The sequence below is a fragment of the Tenacibaculum tangerinum genome, assembly GCF_029853675.1.
Classification (GTDB): domain Bacteria; phylum Bacteroidota; class Bacteroidia; order Flavobacteriales; family Flavobacteriaceae; genus Polaribacter; species Polaribacter tangerinum_A.
The window spans coordinates 1,770,825-1,793,530 of record NZ_CP122539.1; the positions used below are offsets into that span (position 1 = coordinate 1,770,825).

Genomic DNA, 22,706 nt, shown 5'->3' on the forward strand with positions numbered 1-22,706 from the left:
TATCTTTGCAGTCTGATGAAAATTACAAAACTTCACGATTTATACTTTAAAGAATTTATTTCAGCAACTGAAATTTCTAATATTGTTAGCTCATTAGCTACACAAGTAAAACAAGACTTACCCCCAAACGAAGTCCCTATTTTTATAGGTATTTTAAACGGATGTTTTATTTTTACTGCCGATTTTTTACGCCAATACAAAGGAAACTGTGAAATCAGTTTTGTAAAGCTGTCTTCTTACCATGGCACTTCATCAACAGAAAATGTAAAAAGTTTAATTGGTCTTAATGAAGATGTATCAGGTCGTACCGTTATTATTTTAGAAGATATTATCGATACAGGCAGCACCCTTCAAGAGATTTATGAAATTTTTAAAACAAAAAAATTAAAAGAACTAAAAATAGTAACACTTTTTTACAAGCCTGATGTTTACCGTAAAGAATTACACATAAATTATATCGGAAAAAGTATTGAAGATAAATTTATTGTGGGTTACGGATTAGACTACAACGACTATGGTAGAAATTTGCCTGCTATTTATCAATTAACAACACCACCTAACATGAAAAACATTGTATTATTTGGCCCTCCAGGCGCAGGAAAAGGTACACAAGCTGAAGTATTAAAAGAAAAATACAACTTAGTACACATTTCAACAGGAGAGGTTTTCCGATTCAATATTAAAAATGAAACCGAATTAGGCGTTTTAGCAAAAAAATACATTGATGCTGGAGATTTAGTACCTGATGAAGTAACGATTGATATGTTAAAAGAAGAGGTTAATAAAAATGCAGATGCTGCAGGATTTATTTTCGACGGTTTTCCTCGTACTCAATCACAAGCAGAAGCTTTAGATGCTTTTTTAGCTGAAAAAGGAGAACGTATTAACGGAATGGTTGCTTTAGAAGTATCTGAAGATTTATTAGTTGAACGCCTATTGGAAAGAGGAAAAACCAGCGGTCGCTCTGACGATATGGACGAAAGTAAAATTCGTAATCGTTTTAGCGAGTACAACACGAAAACCGCCGTTTTAAAAGACTATTACCAAGCACAAGGAAACTACTACGGAGTAAACGGAGTAGGTTCTATTGAAGAGATTACACAACGTTTATCAGACGTGTTTGACACACTATAACCTGTTTGAATATTGAATTATTTTAACTAAATTACTTAGGTTACCATGTTAAAAGATTCAACAACCAAACAATTAAACAATTAAAAATGACTGAAGGAAATTTTGTCGACTATATTAAAATCTATGCTTCTTCTGGAAAAGGAGGACGTGGATCTGCTCACTTACATCGCGAAAAATACATCGCAAAAGGAGGTCCTGATGGCGGAGATGGAGGTCGCGGTGGACACGTAGTTATTCGTGGCGATAAAAATATGTGGACACTTTTTCATTTAAAATTTAAACGTCATTTTAGAGCAGAACACGGGGGCGATGGAGGCAGTAGCCGAAGTACAGGACATGATGGTTCTGATGTGATTATTCCTGTTCCTTTAGGAACGATTATTCGCGATGCAGATACCGACGAAATTTTACACGAAGTTATTGAAGACGGACAAGAAATCATCTTATTAGAAGGTGGTAAAGGTGGCCTTGGTAACTGGCATTTTAAATCGTCGACAAATCAAACCCCTCGGTATGCACAACCTGGCATTGAAGGACAAGAAGGCTGGTTTCGTATTGAACTAAAAATTTTAGCCGATGTTGGTTTGGTAGGCTTTCCAAACGCAGGGAAATCAACTTTACTGTCGGTAATTACTGCTGCAAAACCTAAAATTGCCGATTATGCGTTTACTACCCTAAAACCCAATTTAGGTATTGTAGAATACCGCAATCATCAAAGTTTTGTGGTTGCCGATATTCCTGGAATTATCGAAGGAGCTGCCGAAGGAAAAGGCTTAGGACACCACTTTTTACGTCATATCGAACGTAATGCCGCCCTACTCTTTTTAATTCCTGCCGATAGTGACAACATTCAGAAAGAATACGATATTTTATTGAATGAATTGCGTAAACACAATCCTGAACTGTTAGACAAAGACCGATTGTTAGCCATTTCTAAATCAGATATGTTAGACGAAGAACTGAAAGAAGAAATCAAACAAGAGTTACCCGAAGGCATCGAAACCTTATTTATTTCCTCTGTTGCCCAACAAGGCTTGGTGGAACTGAAAGATAAATTATGGCAGATGCTGAACTCCTAAATTTTAGAAATCCCGACTATTTTTAGTTGGGATTTTTCTTTTAAAGAAAACACCTGGATGCCTTTAACCTACCTTACATCTATTCCACAAAAAAACCTCCCAGTTAAAGTCGAGAGGCAAACTTAGATGTTTTCACAACGGAATAATCCTTATTGTGAATTGATTTCAAAATTGTACTGCTAAAATAGTCATTTTTAAATTAATTGCTTATGGTTTTCCGTACTTCTACTAAAAAATATTTCCTTACTTTTATAGTGCAAGCAACTCGTTGTTGTTAACACAAAGAATTGCACCCTTTCCTCTTAAATACATAAAAACATATCGCATAGGTCTTACCCCTTGTGTAGGATTTTTGTGTCTAAAAAAATAATAACATGACTAAAAAAGTTTTAGGCTTAGATTTAGGTACCAACTCAATTGGTTGGGCATTGGTAGAAAACAATTTCGATAAGAAGGAAGGTAAAATACTACAACTCGGTAGTAGAATAATACCCATGTCTCAAGATATTATAGATAATTTTGGGAATGGCATCTCTCATTCTCAAACTTCAGAAAGGACAAATTATAGAAGTACCAGAAGATTATATCAAAGAGATAATTTGAGAAGAGAAAGGCTTCATAGAGTTTTAAATGTGTTAAACTTCTTACCAAAACACTACAAAAAATCTATAGATTTTGAAAAAAAAATTGGTCAGTTTAAAAAAGAAACTAAATTGAATTACTATGAAGATGCTTCTGGCAAATTTCAGTTCTTATTTAAAGACTCTTTCAGCGAAATGCTTTCAGAATTTAAAGCACAACATCCGAGTCTATTTTATAAGAATAAAAAAGGTAAAGAAACCAAAATACCTTATGATTGGACGATTTACTACCTACGTAAAAAAGCATTGAAAGAAAAAATTTCAAAAGAAGAATTATCTTGGTTGTTATTAAATTTTAATCAAAAAAGAGGGTATTATCAATTAAGAGGTGAAGAAGAGGAAATACAAGATGGAAAAACTAAAACTTTTGAAACGTTAAAAGTAGATAGCGTTGAAGATTCAGGTGAAGTCATTAAAAAAACAGGAGAAAACTTATTTACTATTCATTTTGATAATGGTTGGTAATATGACAAGAAAACAACTCGTCCTAATGATTGGTTAAATAAGACCAAAGAGTTTATTGTTACTAGTTCTAAATTAAAAGACGGTACGATAAAAAGAACCTTTAAAGCTGTAGATTCTGAAAAAGACTGGATAGCCATTAAAGAAAAAACACAAAAAGACATAAAAAAGTCAAATAAAACAGTAGGCACCTATATCTATGAAACTCTTTTACAGAAACCTACACAAAAAATAAATGGTGGTTTAATCAAAACCATAGAGCGTAAATTTTATAAGCATGAATTACAAGCCATTCTTGAAACACAAGTTAAACACCATCCCGAATTAAGAAATAAAAAATTGTACGAGGCATGTATTAATGAGCTATACAAGTATAATGAAAGTCATAAGAGTAATATTCTTAACAAGAATGAAAAAAAAATGTTTAGGTATCTTTTTATGGAAGATATTATCTTTTATCAAAGACCTTTAAAGAGTAAAAAATCTACGATTGCTGGATGCCAATATGAATCAAGAAAATACACTAAAAAAAATAAAAAAGGAATAGAAGAAACCATTAAACAACCTTTAAAAGTAATTTCAAAATCAAACCCCTTATTTATAGAGTTTAGATTATGGCAGTTTTTAAGAAATTTGAAAATTTATAAAATCGAAGGAAAGAATGATGTCGACATCACAGATTATTGTTTACGAAGTGAAGAAGAATGGTGTGATTTATTTGATTTTTTAAATGACAAAAAAGAAGTTGAACAAAAAAACATTATTGATTACTTAATCAAAGTAAAAAGATTAGAAAGAGAGCAAAAAGAAAATTACAGATGGAATTATGTTGTTGATAAAAAATATCCAATAAATGAAACTCGTTCATTAATAATTTCAAGGTTAAAAAATGTTGAAAACATCCCAAATAACTTTATTTTAAGTAAAGAAATAGAGAAAAAACTTTGGCATCTTATTTATTCTATAACAGATAAAAATGAATTTATAACCGCCTTGGCGACATTTGCTTTAAAAAACAACTTTGATAAAGAGAGTTTTGTAAGAAGTTTTGAGAAATTCCCTCCTTTCAAAGCTGAATATGGTTCTTATTCTGAAAAGGCTATTAAAAAGTTATTGCCTTTGATGCGTATGGGAAAATATTGGAACGAAGATGATATTATATCTGATGCAAAGAATAGAATTGTAGCTATAAATGAAAGAATTAAACACTTACAAGTCTCAGATGACGAAAAAATTGATGAAAAAAAATTAAGTGAGGCAATTTCTCTTGTTTCAGATGATGAGATACCTTCAAAATTTATTAAAAGCTTTTTAAAATTAAAAGATAAAAATCCGCTTTCTGGTTTAAATACCTATCAAGCATGTTATGCCGTTTATGAAAGACATTCTGAGGTTAATGTAATTCAACAGTGGAAAACACCGACTGATATAAACAACTACTTGTTTGAATTTAAACAGCATAGTTTACGAAACCCTATAGTAGAACAAGTTATTCTGGAAACACTACGAACTGTTAGAGACATTTGGGAATTTAATTTAGAAAACGACCCTGATTTTAAATTCTCTGAAATTCATTTGGAATTGGGGAGAGATATTAAAAACTCTGCTGACAAACGCAAGAAAATAGCGAGTAAACAAAATGAAAATGAAAACAATAGAATTAAACTGCTATTGCATGAATTAAAGAATAATTATACAAAAGAAGATATTAGACCCTTTTCTCCAAACCATCAAGAAATTCTAAAAATTTATGAGGAAGGTGTTTACCAAAACCCTAAAACTTCTTTTAATACCGTAAGTGAAGAAGAAATTTCAAAAATTAGAAAAAACACAAGTCCAACAGCAACAGAAATAACAAGATATAGGTTATGGTTAGAGCAAAACTATATTTCTCCGTACACTGGACACCCTATTCCACTGAGTAAGTTATTTTCATCCGATTATCAAATTGAACACATTATACCACAATCTCGATATTTTGATAATTCTTTAAGCAATAAAGTTATTTGTGAAAGCGCTGTTAACGAGCTTAAGAGTAATCAAACAGCGTATGAATTCTTAAAAAATTCACCAGAACAAATCGTTAATTTAGGAAATGGCAAAACTGTTAAACTTTTATCATTAGAAAGCTATATAGCGCACTGTGAAAACTACTTTAAGAACAATAGAGCAAAGTTAAAAAACTTGTTAAGTGAAGATGTGCCAGAGGGTTTTATTAACCGACAAATGAATGACAGTAGATATATTAACAAGTTCATAAAGGGATTACTAAGTAACATAGTTAGAGAGGAAAATGAAAAAGAAGCAACTGCCAAAAATTTAGTTCCTGTTTCTGGAGCAATAACGAGTAAACTGAAACAAGATTGGGAATTGAACGAGGTTTGGAATGAATTGATAACACCTCGCTTTAAACGTCTGAATCAAATAACAAACTCTCAAGATTATGGTTATATCGATTTTCAAAAAGATAAGAACGGTAATAACACAGGAAAAGAGTTCTTTAGAACCAAAAGTCCAACAAACGTACATAAAAAAAGAATCGACCATCGCCACCATGCACTAGATGCTTTGGTAATTGCCTGTTGCACAAAAGACCATGTTAATTATATCTCTTCTTTAGAAACCGAAAGAACTAATTACTCATTAGTGAATAAATTAAGACATCAAAAAAAAATACAACGACTGAATAAAAAAGGTGAACTCGTAACAAAGAAGATAGCGACTACCTATAAAAAACCATGGAGTTCGTTTCGTGATGACGCAAAAGAAAAATTAGATACAATAATTGTTAGTTTTAAAAAAAATACTCGGGTTATTAATAAAGCAACTAACAAATACTTGTCGTATAAAGACGAACAAGGAAATTTACGTTTAGATAAAAACAAGAATCCAAAAAAAGCAATTACCCAACAAACCAAGGGAAAAAACTGGGCTATACGCAAACCTTTACATACTCCTTTACCTTATGGGAAAAATCAATACAATTTTACAATACTTGAAATTTGTAAAAATGTTAGAAATCGAAACTTTATTAATGATAAAATAATTAAAGTCAAAGTAAATGACATTTTTATAGAAAAAAACTCAAAAGTTGGAGACACACAAAAATATTTAAAGAAACACCCTATCAGCATTAATGGTGAGGTTATTAAATATACTATTTTTAATTTACCACAAAAAAGGTACAGAAAAAGAAAACCTATTAACACTTTATCTAATAGAGGTCAAGGAGGTATTAAAACATTAAGAAATGCCTTAGATTTTATTAATAAAATTTCTGATATTGGTATTAGAAATGACTTATTAAACCATCTAAAAGAACATAAAAATGATATTGATATTGCTTTTTCCGTTCAAGGGTTAGAACAATTTAATATAGAAAGAAAAATTCCTGTCTTTAGATTACCCATCTCTGAATATTCTGAAGGTAAATTTCCTATTGGAGTAAATAAAAAATATGGAGAAGCAGAAAGTGGTACAAACCTATTTTTTGCGATTTATTGGAATGAAGATCAGCAAAAAAGAGAATTTGAAACGCTCCCTTTAAATGAAGTTATTGAACATCAAAAATGGAGAGCCACGTTAACCAAAGAAGAACGAAAAGAAACGCCTTTAATACCCATTAAACCCTCTAAAGGGAAGTTTTTATTCTCGTTATCTCCCAACGATTTGGTATATGTACCTACAAGTGAAGAAATTGAAAATTCTAAAAATATTGATTTTGATAATTTAACTAAAGAAAGAGCTAGCCAAGTTTATAAGATGGTAAGCTCTACAAATAAGCAATGTTTCTTTTTAAACAACAGAGTGTCAAGCCCTATTAAAAACAAATTAGAGTTTTCTGCTCTCAATAAAATGGAAAAAACAATAGAAGGTATAATGGTAAAAAATGTATGTTGGAAACTAGTCGTGGATAGGTTAGGGAATATTATTAAAGTAATAAAATAGACACCGTATTATCATGTTAAAACGCACCATATATATAGGCAATCCTAGCTATTTACGACTCAAACAACATCAGTTAGTCGTAGCTTGCACCAATACCAAAGAACCAAAAGGAACCGTACCTATTGAAGATATGGCGTTGTTAGTATTAGACCATCCTCAAATCACCCTTTCTACCCAGCTTATCAACCGTTTAATGGGCAATACGGTTGCGATTGTTCATTGCGACAACCACCACCTTCCGAGCGGTTTGATGTTGCCTATGGCAGGACATTCTCAACTTACCGAGCGTTGGCGACATCAATTAGCAGCTTCAATTCCTTTGAAAAAACAATTATGGAAACAAACCATTACTGCCAAAATAACCAATCAAAAAGAATTACTCGCTAAATACCAACAGCCCACAGAAGCTATGAATGTGTACTTACAAAAGTTAGTTTCGGGAGATGAAACCAATATGGAAGGGAAAGCTGCCAACCATTATTGGAAATACATTTTAACCGATTTTCAGCGAGAGCGTTTTGGAGAAGCGCCTAACAATTTTCTCAATTTCGGATATGCCGTATTACGAAGTATTGTAGCTCGGGCGTTGGTAAGTAGCGGGTTGTTACCCGCCATGGGTATTTTTCATAAAAACAAATACAATCCGTATTGTTTAGCCGATGATATTATGGAGCCCTATCGCCCGTTTGTAGACCTATTAGTTTTAGAATATATAACGCTACACCCTACCGAAGAAGAATTGACTCAACAAGCCAAAGCGCACTTGTTAACCATTGCTACACAAGACGTACTTATCGATGCCAAAAAGCGCCCTTTATTGGTCGCCGTAACTACTACTACGGCTAGCTTGTATAAATGCTTTACTGGAGAACGCAGAACCATTTTATACCCTCTTATGGTATGAGTGAGCAGCGGTATAATGCCTATCGAGTTATGTGGATATTAGTATTGTTTGATTTACCTACTGAAACCAAAGCCGAGCGAAAGGCGGCAAGTACGTTTAGAAAACGATTGATAGCCGATGGTTTTGTAATGTTTCAGTTTTCCATTTATATGCGGCACTGCCCCAGTAGAGAAAATAGCAAAGTACATGTAAAAAGAGTAAAAAGTTCGTTGCCTAAGTATGGAAAAGTATGTGTATTTGAAATTACAGACAAGCAGTTTGAGATGATGGAAATTTTTCATGGTAGAAAAGAAATTCCAAAACCTCAACCAGTACAACAACTAGAATTGTTTTATTTTTTGTTTTCTATAAAATGTAAAAACCACCTGTAAAATAGGCGGTTTTTAACATTTACCTTGTGATTGCTCACGTAAAAATACAATTTGAAATCAATTCACAACTAGGGTCTACATAAGTCGTTAGGTCTCCTACTTGTGATTGCTCACGTAAAAATACAATTTGAAATCAATTCACAACCGAATCAGATGCGGATATAACAATAACACCCTTGTGATTGCTCACGTAAAAATACAATTTGAAATCAATTCACAACAGGATCTAGATCTTCATTAGCCTTGGTTAACTTGTGATTGCTCACGTAAAAATACAATTTGAAATCAATTCACAACGGTAACGAAGTTGTGTTAGAAAAAGACCAACTTGTGATTGCTCACGTAAAAATACAATTTGAAATCAATTCACAACTATATAGTTACCAAAACTATCTTTTGATTTCTTGTGATTGCTCACGTAAAAATACAATTTGAAATCAATTCACAACGATGTGTCAGATGTTCGGTTATCAATGAAACTTGTGATTGCTCACGTAAAAATACAATTTGAAATCAATTCACAACCCCATGTCATGTTTTTTATATCTAGGTATTCTTGTGATTGCTCACGTAAAAATACAATTTGAAATCAATTCACAACTATCATTGAATCCATGATTATTTAGTTTTTCTTGTGATTGCTCACGTAAAAATACAATTTGAAATCAATTCACAACATTGTTTTTATTTTTAACTCGGTACTCCGACTTGTGATTGCTCACGTAAAAATACAATTTGAAATCAATTCACAACGTTGAAAAACTACAAGAGACAATTGTGAAACTTGTGATTGCTCACGTAAAAATACAATTTGAAATCAATTCACAACTATATGTAAATCAAAATAGTAAGAAAAAAACTTGTGATTGCTCACGTAAAAATACAATTTGAAATCAATTCACAACAAATAAGTTCGGGTATTATTTAGACACTCCCTTGTGATTGCTCACGTAAAAATACAATTTGAAATCAATTCACAACTGTAGATTCGAAAACCTACTGTTTATTTAACTTGTGATTGCTCACGTAAAAATACAATTTGAAATCAATTCACAACATAAGATGATAAGTTAACAACACATCTTTACTTGTGATTGCTCACGTAAAAATACAATTTGAAATCAATTCACAACAGGTGGCGGCTCTACTCCTATTAAGACTTTCTTGTGATTGCTCACGTAAAAATACAATTTGAAATCAATTCACAACTCTGTGTTAGACACATACAACGCATCTCCTCTTGTAATTGCTCACGTAAAAATACAATTTGAAATCAATTCACAACACCCAACAAGAAAGTATTTAGATGCTTGATCTTGTGATTGCTCACGTAAAAATACAATTTGAAATCAATTCACAACTAGTTACATTTTCATAATTAGAACGGTATTCTTGTGATTGCTCACGTAAAAATACAATTCTGAAATCGAGGTACGAAATTCAGCGAATTCTTAAAACAATAAAACCCCATGAGCTAAATCAATTCACAACTTCCTTTGATAATTTCATTTCTTAAATCTTCTTGTGATTGCTCACGTAAAAATACAATTCTGAAATTGAGGTACGAAATTCAGCGAATTCTTAAAACAATAAAACCCCATGAGCTAAATCAATTCACAACCTTCCCAATAAGCGTAGCCGCCGTCTGACTCTTGTGATTGCTCACGTAAAAATACAATTTGAAATTGAGGTACGAAATTCAGCGAATTCTTAAAACAATAAAACCCCATAAGCTAAATCAATTCACAACTGGTACTAGGTTATATTCTACTCCGTTTATCTTGTGATTGCTCACGTAAAAATACAATTCTGAAATTGAGGTACGAAATTAAGCGAATTCTTAAAACAATAAAACCCCATAAGCTAAATCAATTCACAACACTCTAAAGTAAAAACAAATATAGACGTAACTTGTGATTGCTCACGTAAAAATACAATTCTGAAATTGAGGTACGAAATTCAGCGAATTCTTAAAACAATAAAACCCCATAAGCTAAATCAATTCAGAACATTCCTCTTCTAGTTTCTTGCTTCTTGTTTCTTGTTTCTTGTTTCTTGTTTCTTGTTTCTAAAAACGAATCACTTATTATTGATAATTGTTCCCTGATATATCGCCCTGCGATTAAAAAACTACAAAACTCTTTTTGCTTTTACAAACTCCTTTTTCCAATACGTTTCATTCATAGAAGAAACAATCACTCCTTGTGAGGTTGTCGAATGAATAAAAAACACTTCATTATTTACCACAGCAGTTACCAACCCTACGTGATTAATTCCACCCTCTAAACGAGAGATGTCAAAAAACAATAAATCTCCAACTTTTACTTCCTCTAAGTCAATTGTTGTCCCTTTTGTACTCATGGCGCTAGACGAACGCGGTAACTGAACTCCTATTTTTTTAAACGATGTATTGACCAATCCCGAACAATCCATTCCTTTGCGAGTCGTACCTCCCGCCCCATACGGCACACCCTTATAATCATTGGCAATCGTTATCAGTTGCTCAACTTTGGTGCTTTTGGTTGAATTTTTAGACGACTCTTTTGTTGCACTTCCTTGATTCGAGTAACGAAACACAATAAATGCCATTAAAAACACCCATAAAAACCATTGTCTTTTCATACTTACAGCACACGTTTGGCTTTAATAAAAGCACGTTTCCAATAACTCTCATACAACGAAGTAACAATCACTCCTTTTGAGGTAGTTGAGTGAATAAAACGAATATCTCCGTTCGTAACAGAGGTCACCAAGCCAACATGATTTATTTTCCCCCTCTTTCTTGATGTTTTAAAAAACAACAAATCACCTCTTTGCACTTCTCGTAATGGAATACTTATCCCTTGCGCATACATTTCATAAGAAGTTCTACCAATGGGTACATTTCGTTGCTGAAATGAGGTAAAAATCAATCCCGAACAATCCATTCCTTTCTTGGTCATTCCTCCAAAGCGATAGGGCACACCTTTATACGTAACAGCTGTCCACACGACTTTATCTGCTATGCTTGCCTCTCCTGAAATACTCGTGTTTTTTTCTGAAAGAGTTCTGGTATCGGTTGTTTTTTTATAAGTGCTACTTACATTTTTTGAAGCGCCACACGAAATCATCAAAAAAGAAAATAGACAAACAAAAAGTAGCTTTCTAATCATGGTTCCTTTGGTCTTTTAATCCTGCAACGATTAACTTCGCCGTTTTAGCCGAGGCTCCTTTTCCTCCTAACTTTTGCTCTAAATCAAAATATGATAAAAACATTTTTTGACGATGTTCTTGCTCAAGAATTTGCTCTAATTCATGTTGTAGGTTTTGTTTGGTAAAATCGTTTTGTATCAACTCTTTCACTACTTCTCTGTCCATAATCAAATTCACTAAAGATATGTATTTCAAGGTAATAATTCGCTTGGCTATTTGGTACGAAATATTGCTTCCTTTATAACAAACCACTTGTGGTACTTTAAACAATGCTGCTTCTAAGGTTGCGGTTCCAGAAGCTACCAGTGCCGCATGAGAAATGCTTAGCAAATCGTAGGTTTTGTTATTGATGAATTTTACATTGGTATCTCCAATGATTGCTTTGTAAAATTCATAGGGTTGACTTGGGGCTCCTGCCACCACAAATTGATACATAGGAAAATCGTTGACTAGCGATAACATTACAGAAAGCATTTTTGTAATCTCTTGTTTTCTACTTCCTGGCAATAGTGCTATGATTTCTTTGTGTCCTAAATCGTGTTCTTCTCTAAACTTTTTAATCGATACTTGCTTTCTTCCTGCAATTCCGTCAATTAACGGATGCCCGACAAAATGCACATCGTAGTCGTACTTTTTATAAAACTCTTTTTCAAATGGAAGAATGACAAACATCGCATCAATATCGCGTTTGATATCTTTTACCCTGCTCGCTCTGCTTGCCCAAACTTGCGGAGAGATATAATAATTTGTTTTAAATCCTTGTTGCTTTGCCCATTTGGCTATACGAAGATTAAAACCAGAATTATCAATAAAAATAATGACATCTGGATGGTATTGAGCAATGTCTTTTTTACAGAAAGAAATCATGCCTAAAATCTTACGTAAATTCATCAATACCTCAACAAACCCCATAAAAGCACGTTCTTTATAATGCTTTACAAGTGTACCTCCTACTTCTTGCATTAAATCTCCACCCCAAAAGCGAATATCGGCTTTAGGATCTTCCTTCAATAAAGCTTTCATCAAATTGGCCCCATGCAAATCGCCTGAAGCTTCTCCTACAAGAATGTAATATTTCATGTACTGAATTTAGAAAATTTTTAAAACTACTGTAAAAAGCGCTATGGCTATCGTAGTGATTAATACTCCTTTTGCTCTGTTATCTTGCCTTTTCTTTAAAAACACCCAAAAGACAAATAAATTGGGTATGGCTGCTAAGGCAATTACCGAGCCTAATACCCCTCCTTGCCTAATTTTATATATGGTTTCTGAAAAGCTAAGGTCTGAGATATACTCTAAATAGATGAAGAAACCACTAAATGTTGCAAACAAGGAAACTAGAATTCCGATAAGTATTTCTTTTTTTACATGTCCCATGTATGTAATTTTTGAATTGCGTGATGCGCTGTCATATCGTACTGAACAGGAACAACCGATATGTAGCCATTTTCCAACGCCCAAATATCCGTATCTTGTCCTTTATCTCTGTTTATAAATTCTCCAGACAACCAATAATATTCTTTTCCAAACGGACTCTTTCGTTTATCAAATGTTTCATTCCAATACCCGTTAGCCTGACGGCACACACGAACTCCTTTGATTTCTTCTTCTTTTAACTTGGGTATATTCACATTTAAAACAACACCATCGGGCAATCCATTTAATAAAACGTTGAGTACTATTTTTTCTATAAACTTACGTGCTGCTCTAAAATCGGCATGCCAATCGAAATCTAATAATGAAAAGCCTATGGCCGGAATTCCTTCAATACCAGCTTCAACCGCTGCACTCATGGTTCCTGAATAAATTACATTGATAGATGAGTTTGCGCCATGGTTAATTCCTGAAACACATAAATCGGGAGTACGATTTAAAATTTCGTTCTTTGCCATTTTTACGCAATCTGCTGGGGTTCCTGAGCAACTGTATTCGATTTGCGGACCTTCATCGATGGTAATAGGGTTACAATGCAATACGTTGTTAACCGTAATAGCATGCCCCATTCCGCTTTGCGGACTATCGGGAGCTACTACAACTACATCTCCTATTTTATTCATAATTTCAATCAACATACGAATTCCTGGGGCTGTTATTCCATCGTCATTCGTAACTAAAATTAGGGGTCTGTCTGACATACTAGTTAAGTTTTACAACAAATGTACTATAAAAAATGGACTCTTTTTTTAACATTTTGTAAAGACAGATTGATTGAATTTATACGTAAAATTGTGGAAATCAAAACTAAACATTATGGTACGAATTATTATTTACATAACTGTTTTTGTAATTTCTACTTTTTTTTCAATCATTTCTATATAAAACATTCTGTCATTAAATAAATTATATGCAATTTAATTGATGGCGTGTAAATTGAAATTGAAGAAATGAGTTAGGGAAATATAACAAAATGCCGTAAGGTTATGTGACTAATATATTACAAACTATTTTAAAGAAATTCTCAAAAGGAATTTATAAAAAATCATAATACTAAAAAAAATTGGCATTATTTTAGTAGCTTAGCACTAATAACTGCTTACAACAAATTAAAAAAGACAGAAGGTTATATGAAGACGAAACTTATTATTCCATTTTTAGCAATTACCCTTTTATTTTCTAACTCTGTAAGCTCAAGTACGGTTTACAACAACGATCCAGAAAAAGATCGCGTAATTGTTTATGTTTTGAAAAACATCTTAAGCAGGTATCATTATGTTCAAAAAGAGTTGAATGATGATTTTTCTGAACACGTATACACAAGTTTTATAGATGGTCTTGACCCAAGCAAACGTTATTTTACACAAAAAGATTTAAAAGAATTTTCTCAATACAAATACCAAATTGACAACCAGTTAAAAAATTCTAATATTGATTTTTACAAATTAGTTTACAATCGTTTTCTAGAAAAGGTGACAAAAGCAAAAACAACCTACCGTTCGCTGCTGAAAAAACCTTTTAATTACAATAAAAAAGAAATTATTGATGTCGATTATGACAAGATTCCGTTTGCTAAAAACGAAACTGAACTAACCGACTATTGGAGAAAACAACTCAAGTTATCAATTTTAGGCAATATTGAAGATGCTGAAAATCAACAAAACGAAAAAGCCAAAAAGGACAAAAATTTTAATAAGAAAAATTTTAAGGAATTAGAGATTGAGGCAAGAAAAAAGGTGCTAAAAAACATGGACGATTTGTATATGCGAATCGGCGAGCTTGAAAATTCTGACTGGTATTCTACTTTTTTAAATAGTGTAGTAAGTGGTTTTGATCCGCACACCACCTATATGTCTCCTCGAATTAAAACACGTTTCGACCAAGAAATGTCTGGTAAACTAGAAGGTATAGGAGCTCGTTTGCAAAAAAAAGGAATTTATACACATGTTATCGAGTTAATTTCTGGTGGACCTGCATGGAAACAAGGTGAGTTAGAGGCTGATGATATTATTCTAGAAGTTGCTCAAGGTAACGAAGAACCACTAGACATTGTTGGAATGCGCTTGGATGATGCAATTAAATTTATCAAAGGAAAAAAAGGAACAGAGGTTCGTTTAACGGTAAAGAAAAAAATTGACGGTTCTATTAAAATCATACCGATTATTAGAGATGTTGTTGAACTGGAAGAAACTTTTGTAAAATCGAGTATTGTTGAAAAAAATGGTACTAAATACGGAATTATCAACCTTCCTAGATTTTATATTGATTTTAATGATTTAAGCCGTAGAGATGCTGCCAAAGACATGGAAAAAGAAATTGAACGTTTAAAAGAAGAAAATGTACAAGGTTTAATTGTCGATTTACGTGATAATGGTGGTGGGTCTTTAAAAACAGCCATTGAAATTGGTGGTTTGTTTATCAACAAAGGTCCTATAGTACAAGTAAAATATCGTGGTGAAGACCCCGTGGTAAAAGCCGATACAGACCCTACAACTCAATGGCAGGGCCCGTTGGTAGTCATGGTTAATGAATTTTCTGCATCTGCTTCCGAAATTTTTGCTGCGGCAATGCAAGATTATAAGCGTGGGGTTATTATAGGAGGTAAGCAAACCTATGGTAAAGGAACCGTACAAAATGTACTGCCTATCAACCGTTTTTACCAAGAGTACCCAGACGATTTAGGAGCTCTTAAAATGACTATTCAAAAGTTCTACAGAATCAACGGGGGGTCTACCCAAATTGAAGGAGTATATTCTGATATTTCACTACCTACTCGATATAGTTATATGGATTTCGGAGAGCGTGATTTAGACGGTGCTTTACCTTGGGATAAGGTGAAACAAGCAACCTACACCGCTACCAATTCATATAGTAATTTTGCCGATGTTGTATACAACAGTAAGCAACGCGTAATGAATAGCGAAAAGTTCACTAAAATAAACGACTATGCCAAGTGGCTAAAGAAAAACCAAGAAGAACGACTCTATTCTTTAAACTACGAAGCGTTTAAAAAAGAAAGCGACACTAAAACCAAAGAGGGTGAACAATTTAAAGACATTTTTAAGTTTGATTCTCAATTAACGTTTGCGTCTCCTAAATATGAAGTAGCCTTATTTAAAAAAGACACCGTTTTAGAAGAAAAACGCATACGATGGCATAAAAATCTTCAGAAAGATATTTACGTAAACGAAGCGTTAAATGTGCTTAGTGAATTGAAAATGAACAATAATCATGTTGCTGTAAAACATTAAAAAAAGGGTTCGTTTGAACCCTTTTTTCTTTCCTTTACTTTTTTATGTTACGAAATACTTTTTTAAACCTGCTTGCTAAGTATTCAAATGATAGTAGTATTAACTTCTCGCTATGGCAAGAAATTGAGAAACGTTATACACACACAAAAAGACATTATCATACGCTAGAACACCTTACCAGTTTATTTTTTCAACTAAATTCAGTAAAAGAGAAAATAACCCATTGGGAAACTATTTTATTTACGCTTTTTTATCATGATATTATCTACAACGCTTTAAAAAACAATAATGAAGAAAAAAGTGCAAAACTTGCTATTGAAAGAATGAAGCAACTCTTAGTTCCAGAAGAAATCATCAACAACTGTCGTGCTCAAATATTAGCCACCAAAGCTCATAACCTGTCTAAAAGTTCAGATACTAACTATTTTATCGATGCTGATTTATCAATCTTAGGTCAAGAATGGGAAGTATATGTTCAGTATTATAAAAATGTACGCAAAGAATACACCATGTATCCGAATTTAATTTATAATTCTGGTCGAAAAAAGGCTTTACAGCATTTTTTAACTATGGAAAACATCTATAAAACTGACTTTTTTTATGAAAAATTCGAGAAAAATGCACGTACGAATATACAACGAGAAATAGCGCTATTATAACAACGCTATGGTAACTACCAATCCTTCATTAGAGCGAACATTAAATACCGTTTCGTCTTCAAAAATTAAATATTGCCCTTTTATTCCTACTAATTTTCCTGTATACGTTTCTTCTTTTTCTAAGTTTAAACTTTTAGGTTTTTTAGGATATTTTTCAACAGGAAACTGAATGTTTGTTTCGGTATTGTTTGCGATATAGTATTCTTTAGCTTCATCAGGAATAAACGCTTGTAGTTTCTCTCTCCACTCGACTAAGTTTTCATCTTTCATATCATTCTTCAGCATAGTCCTCCAGTTCGTTTTATCGGCAACGTGCTCTTTTAAAGCAACTTCTGTTATTCCTGCTAAATAACGATTGGGTACTTCTACAATTTCAATCGCTTCATGTGCTCCTTGATCTATCCAACGAGTAGGTACTTGCTGCTTTCTAGTAACCCCCACTTTTACATTACTCGAATTGGCTAAATATACAATATGCGGCTGTAGCTGCACTTTTTTCTCATAATCTAGATCTCTATCTTCCTCTCCTAAATGCGCTTTACTCAATTCAGGGCGCATAATCCAATCGCCTGCTGTAGGTGTTTCAAAAAAGCACTCTTTGCAAAAACCTTGACGGTAAATTTTCTTTTCTAAATGGCAGTGTAAACACTCATACGTAACAAAACTAAGGGTCAGTTCTTTATTCAATAATTGGTTCATATTTAAAAAATCTTCCCCCATATCTAAATAATACTGAACTGTACTTAAATTCTCCGTAGGCATTTTTTTTAAAACTCCTTGGTATTGCATGTCTTAAATTTTGTTACTTTTAGCTTCACAAAATTACAGTAAAAAAATTGAATTAATAGTTATTCTATGTCGTTTCCATTTATAAATTCAATCATTTCTTGGTTCTTGAAAAAGCGCAAGCATCAGGTAGAGTTATTTTTAAAGTACCCTATTGATGTGCAAAAAGAGTTATTGCAAAAACTTATAAATTTTGCTAAAAACACCGAATTTGGTAAACAACATCATTTTTCTTCTATTAAAAACTATACCGATTTTGCTAAGAATGTTCCTATTCAACAATACGAAAGTATTGAACCACTTATTGAACGTTGTAGAAAAGGAGAGCAGAATTTATTTTGGCCTACTCCCATACGTTGGTTTGCAAAATCTAGTGGTACCACCAATTCTAAAAGCAAGTTCATTCCTGTAAGCGATGAAGCTATTGAGTATTGCCACTTTAAAGCAGGAAAAGATATGCTATGCTTGTATATTAACAATAACGAAAATGCACAGCTTTTTACTGGTAAAGGACTTCGCTTGGGCGGAAGCTCTGCCGTATACGAAGACAACAATACCTATTTTGGTGATTTATCGGCTATTATTATTGAAAATATGCCTTTTTGGGCAGACTTTAGCTCAGCTCCTAAGCAAGAAATCGCTTTGATGAGCGAATGGGAAATTAAAATGGAAGCCATTATCAATGAGACGATAAATGAAAATATTACAAGTCTAGTAGGCGTTCCTTCGTGGATGTTGGTACTATTGAATCGGGTCTTAGAAAAAACTGGAAAGGATAACATTTTAGAGGTATGGCCTAATTTGGAAGTTTATTTTCATGGAGGTGTAAACTTTAGTCCGTACATAGAGCAGTATAAAAGACTCATTCCTAAAGAAGATTTTAAATACTATGAAACGTACAATGCTTCGGAAGGATTTTTTGCTATTCAAGACAGAAACAATTCTGACGAAATGTTGTTGATGCTAGACTACGGAATTTTTTATGAGTTCATCCCTATGAGCACGTATAATGGAGAAAACTCTACTGCAATTCCACTTTCTAAAGTTGAAAAAGATGTAAATTATGCGATACTTATAACAACCAATGGTGGTTTATGGCGTTACCTAATTGGTGATACGGTTAAATTTACCTCAACAGACCCCTATCGCATAAAAATTACAGGGCGAACCAAGCATCATATCAATGTTTTTGGTGAAGAACTCATTATTGAAAATGCTGAAGAAGCCTTAAAAGCTGCCAGTAATAAAACCAATAGTGAAGTAAAAGAATATACCGTTGGTCCTATTTTTATGAATGGGAAAGAGAATGGAGCACACGAATGGATTATTGAGTTTAAAAAACCTCCTAAAAACCTAGCTTTTTTTACAGAAATGTTAGACAATTCTTTGAAAAACTGCAATTCTGATTATGAGGCAAAACGTTATAACAATATGACTTTGGCGATGCCTAAAGTTCATCAAGCTCGTGAAGGTTTGTTTTATGATTGGATGAAGAAAAAAGGAAAATTAGGAGGTCAGCATAAAGTACCTCGATTATCGAACAATCGAAATTTTGTTGAAGAATTATTAACACTATAGAAGTTTTTAGGGCGTTTTTATAGTAATCGGCAATTGATATTGTGTTGTAACTGGAACTCCTCTCTTCATAGCAGGTTGAACTGTGGGTAGTTTGGCAATTGTTAATTTGATAATACTGTCTAATGCAGGCAACTGACTATCAATCGTCTTAGAAGCTATAATTTTCTCTACTAGAAACTTCCCTTTTTTGTTAATAAGTAACTTTATAACCACCTCTTCGTTTAAATTAGTAGCTGTTGTAAAGTTATATTGTTGCAAACTGGTTGCTATTCTTTTATGAATTTCTTCTCTAAAACATGCATCTTTCTCCTGAACAGGTAAATTTATACAACTGGTGAAGCTAGGAGAAACATCAACTTTTGTAAAATTAACTACATTATCTGCATCAGCTCTACGTTCGCCTTTTTTAAAAGGCATCTTATCACACGATACTAATACCGTAAAAAGTAATAAAAAACAGCAATTCTGAAACGTCATTTCTATTGATTATGAGTTGAAATTACGAAAAAAATCTCATAAAAACCTGCTTACAGTAAAAGGAAATACACTGTGCAAAAAAAGTGTAGAATAGCTACCTAAAAACCTTTTTATAGCTGTGGTTTTTTGTTTGAGTGTGCCATAATTTTGGTGCAATAAATTTAAAAACTAACTAATTATGAGGTCAAAAAGTTTCAATACACTAATTACTTTGAGTTTATGTGTAATAGTAACAGGCTGTAAATCTGTAAAAGTCAAGACAAACGATAAAACGAACCCTAACCTATCAGTAGGAGTATTTACCGGAGGTTTAAAGAAAACAGCCATGGTGAAGTCCGATGAAATGCCAAAAAAAATATTAGTAGCTGAAAATGAAAAAGTTTTCTGGATTGCAGGCGGTTCTGATGAAAGTGGTTTGAAAAGTTTAACAACTGAAGTAGTTTCTGGCGGACTCCTTAGATATCAGGATAAACTTTTAAAAAAAGTTAGCGAGACGAACGATACCACTGCTACTGGATTAAGTAAAGTAGGTGTTTTAACTTCAGGAGAATTAGAATTTGACAGTCCCACATCGAAAATAATTTTAAAATCTGAAGCTGTCGATTGGGCGGGTAATATAACGTTTACACCTACTGTAAGTGTTGAAAGAATTCCTAAGCCCATTGCCCGTTTATCGACAAATACCACTCTTATAAATCGTGGCGAGAATGTACAATTAACATACGAAACCGAACACGCTTCTAACGTGTTTTTAAACAATACTGAATTGACAACTTTTAATGGACAACGAACTGTTGCTCCCACCAGTACAACCCGCTATATTTTAAGAGCAGAAAATGAAGTTGGTACAGCTCAAGACACATTAGTTGTAAGTGTAAATCAACCGCCAACCGCTCCAAAAATCTTAAGCTTTACAAGCAACAAAACAACTGTAAAAAAGGGAAATCAAGTAGTTTTAAATTGGAATACTTCAAATACCAACCGTGTAAAGTTATTTCACAACAATTCACAAATACACTCTAGTAGTACCTCTTCTGGTTCTAAAACTATTAGGCTAAACAATGTAGGAATCCAAAATTTTAAATTAGAAGCTTCCAATAATTCAAATACTGTTTCTACAAGATTATCTGTTAAAGTAGAACCTAGCACCAATTGTATTTCATACCCATATGTAGGAAACTTTAACATATCATCAAGAGATAATACCGCTGTAGTGTACGAATATCCTGCAAATAATTTGTTCATCGGGCAACGAATTACTTCTGTAAAAAACCCATTTAACGTAGATGTTAGATTAAATATTAGTGGGCGTGAAAGCATTATTAGTGCAGGGCAAACCACTACCTTTTTTAACGGTTTAGGTATAGGTGGAAGATGGGTTTTATTAGTTCCAAATCCACAACCTCTCATTGTGAAACTTATAGTTTGTGGTGATAGTAATTAATACCATTTATTGTTTGAAATAACAGTATAAAGCTCCTTTTAAAAAAACGGAGCTTTTTTGCTTTTAGCTTATTCTAAAACCTCTCCTTGTAAGAAATAGAATTTTTTAATTTCTTTTAACCGTGTTTTAGCATGCTTTGTTAGCAGAGTGTCTTTTTTCTCAAAACGTTTTACATAGTTTGAATAATGCTTGTAGGCTATCCTTTTATCTTTATAGTAATCTTCACTCTTGAGAGCCAATTGGTACAAGGCTCTGTAATTTTTTCTATTTTCTTCAAAAGCTCTTTTGTAAGACTTTAACGCCTGTTCAGGATTGCCTAATTTTTCATATACATTGCCTAACTGGTAATATTCAACGTCTCTGGGTTCTTTTCCTGCCGTTGTAGCAATCATATAATCTAACTGAGCTTTGTAAAACTTTTTCTTTTCAAAATTAATATCGCCTAAATAGGTATAGGCTTTAAAATCTGACCTATCAATTCTTAAAGCCTTATTAAAGTGTTCTTTTGCCTCGTCATATTTCTTTAGATGAAAATAACTACGTCCTAACATTTTTTGGGTGTAGTGTTCATTAGGTTCTAAAGAATCTATTCGTTTCAATAGTTGAATGGCTTCAGAAAATTGTTCTTTTATATATAAATTATTAATTTTTAATTTGTTTAAATTAATGTGATTTTTATCTATTGCTAACCCCCTATCTACAAAGAGACTTGCCGAGTCTTTATCTCGTAAAAAAGTGTACGCCAATGCCAATTGATGAATCGACTGAATATGCTCATGATCGTTTTTATAAGCTTCTAAAAAGCTATTTATTTTGAGGTTTTGTTTTTTCAACATTCCATAGGCTAGTCCTAATCGGTAATGATAGTTTGCATTCGTGCTATCCTGCTTAGTAATATTCTTAAACGTATCAATCGCCTTAGCAGGTTGCTTCGTTTGTGTGTATAATTTTCCGAGTTGGTATTGAATAAGTAAGTTTTTAGGGTCTTTGCTTACGATAGCCTCATAAATGGCAATGGCTTTTTGTAAATTTTTCTGTTTTTGATATGCTTTTGCTAATCTTACTTTTGTGGTATAATCATCTTGCAGTTCTAATGCTTTCTCATAATGTAAAGAGGCTTGTTTGTAATTATCGATAGATGCATATATGGAGGCTATTTTTGAAGTAGATTGAAACGTCGTATCCATTTTATGCAACTTTGTCAATGCTGTTTGATAGCGACCTATATTTACTAAACTATCAATCGTTTTAAAAGTTGAAACTTGCGCTTCAACTTTTAGCAGTCCTATTACAAAAACAATCAGTAAAATTTTGATTCTCACGTTGCTATTTTTGTGTTTTCTTTG

The 22,706-nt window shown here is 32.9% G+C and carries 18 protein-coding genes and 1 CRISPR repeat array; of the genes, 10 read left to right on the forward strand and 8 right to left on the reverse strand.

Features of this window, described 5'->3' with window-relative positions; translation table 11 throughout:
* Positions 1-15: 15 nt before the first annotated feature.
* The 6 genes from P8625_RS07750 to cas2 all read left to right on the forward strand — a co-directional run bounded on the left by P8625_RS07750 (position 16) and on the right by cas2 (position 8,539).
* Positions 16-1,134: an adenylate kinase gene (locus tag P8625_RS07750; RefSeq protein ID WP_279652872.1), complete on the forward strand. Its 1,119-nt coding sequence runs from the start codon at positions 16-18 to the stop codon at positions 1,132-1,134.
* Between the two features lie 86 nt (positions 1,135-1,220).
* Complete coding sequence (obgE, locus tag P8625_RS07755; protein WP_279652873.1) at positions 1,221-2,213, forward strand: GTPase ObgE; 993 nt, start codon at positions 1,221-1,223, stop codon at positions 2,211-2,213.
* Between the two features lie 374 nt (positions 2,214-2,587).
* Entirely contained in the window at positions 2,588-3,319 is a 732-nt protein-coding gene (cas9, locus tag P8625_RS07760; protein WP_279652874.1) for a type II CRISPR RNA-guided endonuclease Cas9, read from the forward strand.
* Positions 3,320-3,736: 417 nt separating this feature from the next.
* The gene (cas9, locus tag P8625_RS07765; protein ID WP_279652875.1) at positions 3,737-7,264 is read left to right on the forward strand and encodes a type II CRISPR RNA-guided endonuclease Cas9; all 3,528 of its coding nucleotides are present in this window, start codon (positions 3,737-3,739) and stop codon (positions 7,262-7,264) included.
* Between the two features lie 13 nt (positions 7,265-7,277).
* Positions 7,278-8,168, forward strand: a complete 891-nt coding sequence (cas1, locus tag P8625_RS07770; protein ID WP_279652876.1) for a type II CRISPR-associated endonuclease Cas1 — start codon at positions 7,278-7,280, stop codon at positions 8,166-8,168.
* A complete protein-coding gene (gene cas2 / locus P8625_RS07775; RefSeq protein ID WP_279652877.1) occupies positions 8,165-8,539 on the forward strand; it encodes a CRISPR-associated endonuclease Cas2 in 375 nt (124 codons plus the stop codon). Before cas1 ends, cas2 begins: the two co-directional genes overlap by 4 nt.
* Positions 8,540-8,562: 23 nt before the next feature.
* Positions 8,563-9,900: a CRISPR direct-repeat array (repeat unit 46 nt; unit sequence CTTGTGATTGCTCACGTAAAAATACAATTTGAAATCAATTCACAAC).
* Positions 9,901-10,669: 769 nt separating this feature from the next.
* On the opposite strand, the gene P8625_RS07780 is transcribed toward cas2, so the two are convergent.
* From P8625_RS07780 to surE, 5 genes are read right to left on the reverse strand one after another with little or no spacing between them, the layout of a single operon-like run.
* The gene (locus P8625_RS07780; RefSeq protein WP_279652878.1) at positions 10,670-11,161 is read right to left on the reverse strand and encodes a C40 family peptidase; all 492 of its coding nucleotides are present in this window, start codon (positions 11,159-11,161) and stop codon (positions 10,670-10,672) included.
* 2 nt (positions 11,162-11,163) lie between these two features.
* The gene (locus P8625_RS07785) at positions 11,164-11,691 is read right to left on the reverse strand and encodes a C40 family peptidase (protein ID WP_279652879.1); all 528 of its coding nucleotides are present in this window, start codon (positions 11,689-11,691) and stop codon (positions 11,164-11,166) included.
* Positions 11,684-12,811, reverse strand: coding sequence for a lipid-A-disaccharide synthase (lpxB, locus tag P8625_RS07790; protein WP_279652880.1), 1,128 nt, complete (start codon positions 12,809-12,811; stop codon positions 11,684-11,686). Before lpxB ends, P8625_RS07785 begins: the two co-directional genes overlap by 8 nt.
* 9 nt (positions 12,812-12,820) lie before the next feature.
* On the reverse strand, positions 12,821-13,108 hold the full coding sequence (locus P8625_RS07795; RefSeq protein WP_279652881.1) for a hypothetical protein: 288 nt from the start codon (positions 13,106-13,108) through the stop codon (positions 12,821-12,823).
* Positions 13,096-13,866, reverse strand: coding sequence for a 5'/3'-nucleotidase SurE (gene surE, locus P8625_RS07800; RefSeq protein ID WP_279652882.1), 771 nt, complete (start codon positions 13,864-13,866; stop codon positions 13,096-13,098). The genes P8625_RS07795 and surE overlap by 13 nt, the downstream gene beginning before the upstream one ends.
* A 429-nt stretch (positions 13,867-14,295) precedes the next feature.
* Between surE and P8625_RS07805 the strand changes: the two genes are divergently transcribed.
* Entirely contained in the window at positions 14,296-16,416 is a 2,121-nt protein-coding gene (locus P8625_RS07805) for a carboxy terminal-processing peptidase (RefSeq protein WP_279652883.1), read from the forward strand.
* Positions 16,417-16,460: 44 nt separating this feature from the next.
* Positions 16,461-17,075 carry an HD domain-containing protein gene (locus P8625_RS07810; protein ID WP_279652884.1) on the forward strand — a complete coding sequence of 205 codons (615 nt, stop codon included), beginning with the start codon at positions 16,461-16,463 and terminating at the stop codon, positions 17,073-17,075.
* Here the strand turns inward: P8625_RS07810 and P8625_RS07815 are convergent.
* Positions 17,070-17,864: a DUF2797 domain-containing protein gene (locus P8625_RS07815; protein WP_279652885.1), complete on the reverse strand. Its 795-nt coding sequence runs from the start codon at positions 17,862-17,864 to the stop codon at positions 17,070-17,072. The two genes, P8625_RS07810 and P8625_RS07815, sit on opposite strands and share 6 nt — an antisense overlap.
* A gap of 66 nt (positions 17,865-17,930) precedes the next feature.
* Here P8625_RS07815 and P8625_RS07820 point away from each other — a divergent pair, with 66 nt between their 5' ends.
* Complete coding sequence (locus tag P8625_RS07820; protein ID WP_279652886.1) at positions 17,931-19,439, forward strand: GH3 auxin-responsive promoter family protein; 1,509 nt, start codon at positions 17,931-17,933, stop codon at positions 19,437-19,439.
* Between the two features lie 6 nt (positions 19,440-19,445).
* On the opposite strand, the gene P8625_RS07825 is transcribed toward P8625_RS07820, so the two are convergent.
* Positions 19,446-19,856: an energy transducer TonB gene (locus P8625_RS07825; RefSeq protein WP_279652887.1), complete on the reverse strand. Its 411-nt coding sequence runs from the start codon at positions 19,854-19,856 to the stop codon at positions 19,446-19,448.
* Between the two features lie 238 nt (positions 19,857-20,094).
* Between P8625_RS07825 and P8625_RS07830 the strand changes: the two genes are divergently transcribed.
* Positions 20,095-21,360, forward strand: coding sequence for a hypothetical protein (locus tag P8625_RS07830; RefSeq protein WP_279652888.1), 1,266 nt, complete (start codon positions 20,095-20,097; stop codon positions 21,358-21,360).
* Between the two features lie 68 nt (positions 21,361-21,428).
* Here the strand turns inward: P8625_RS07830 and P8625_RS07835 are convergent, their stop codons facing one another.
* Positions 21,429-22,682: a tetratricopeptide repeat protein gene (locus P8625_RS07835; RefSeq protein ID WP_279652889.1), complete on the reverse strand. Its 1,254-nt coding sequence runs from the start codon at positions 22,680-22,682 to the stop codon at positions 21,429-21,431.
* Between the last annotated feature and the right edge of the window lie 24 nt (positions 22,683-22,706).

Excerpts from the sequence above, each read along its gene's own strand:
- lpxB (WP_279652880.1), bottom strand. The coding sequence starts at position 12,811 with ATGAAATATTACATTCTTGTAGGAGAAGCTTCAGGCGATTTGCATGGG.
- surE (WP_279652882.1), bottom strand. The coding sequence starts at position 13,866 with ATGTCAGACAGACCCCTAATTTTAGTTACGAATGACGATGGAATAACA.
- P8625_RS07785 (WP_279652879.1), bottom strand. The coding sequence starts at position 11,691 with ATGATTAGAAAGCTACTTTTTGTTTGTCTATTTTCTTTTTTGATGATT.
- P8625_RS07810 (WP_279652884.1), top strand. The coding sequence starts at position 16,461 with ATGTTACGAAATACTTTTTTAAACCTGCTTGCTAAGTATTCAAATGAT.
- P8625_RS07780 (WP_279652878.1), bottom strand. The coding sequence starts at position 11,161 with ATGAAAAGACAATGGTTTTTATGGGTGTTTTTAATGGCATTTATTGTG.
- cas9 (WP_279652875.1), top strand. The coding sequence starts at position 3,737 with ATGTTTAGGTATCTTTTTATGGAAGATATTATCTTTTATCAAAGACCT.
- P8625_RS07825 (WP_279652887.1), bottom strand. The coding sequence starts at position 19,856 with ATGCCTTTTAAAAAAGGCGAACGTAGAGCTGATGCAGATAATGTAGTT.
- P8625_RS07815 (WP_279652885.1), bottom strand. The coding sequence starts at position 17,864 with ATGCAATACCAAGGAGTTTTAAAAAAAATGCCTACGGAGAATTTAAGT.
- P8625_RS07805 (WP_279652883.1), top strand. The coding sequence starts at position 14,296 with ATGAAGACGAAACTTATTATTCCATTTTTAGCAATTACCCTTTTATTT.
- P8625_RS07830 (WP_279652888.1), top strand. The coding sequence starts at position 20,095 with ATGAGGTCAAAAAGTTTCAATACACTAATTACTTTGAGTTTATGTGTA.
- P8625_RS07820 (WP_279652886.1), top strand. The coding sequence starts at position 17,931 with ATGTCGTTTCCATTTATAAATTCAATCATTTCTTGGTTCTTGAAAAAG.
- cas1 (WP_279652876.1), top strand. The coding sequence starts at position 7,278 with ATGTTAAAACGCACCATATATATAGGCAATCCTAGCTATTTACGACTC.
- cas2 (WP_279652877.1), top strand. The coding sequence starts at position 8,165 with ATGAGTGAGCAGCGGTATAATGCCTATCGAGTTATGTGGATATTAGTA.
- P8625_RS07795 (WP_279652881.1), bottom strand. The coding sequence starts at position 13,108 with ATGGGACATGTAAAAAAAGAAATACTTATCGGAATTCTAGTTTCCTTG.
- cas9 (WP_279652874.1), top strand. The coding sequence starts at position 2,588 with ATGACTAAAAAAGTTTTAGGCTTAGATTTAGGTACCAACTCAATTGGT.
- P8625_RS07750 (WP_279652872.1), top strand. The coding sequence starts at position 16 with ATGAAAATTACAAAACTTCACGATTTATACTTTAAAGAATTTATTTCA.
- obgE (WP_279652873.1), top strand. The coding sequence starts at position 1,221 with ATGACTGAAGGAAATTTTGTCGACTATATTAAAATCTATGCTTCTTCT.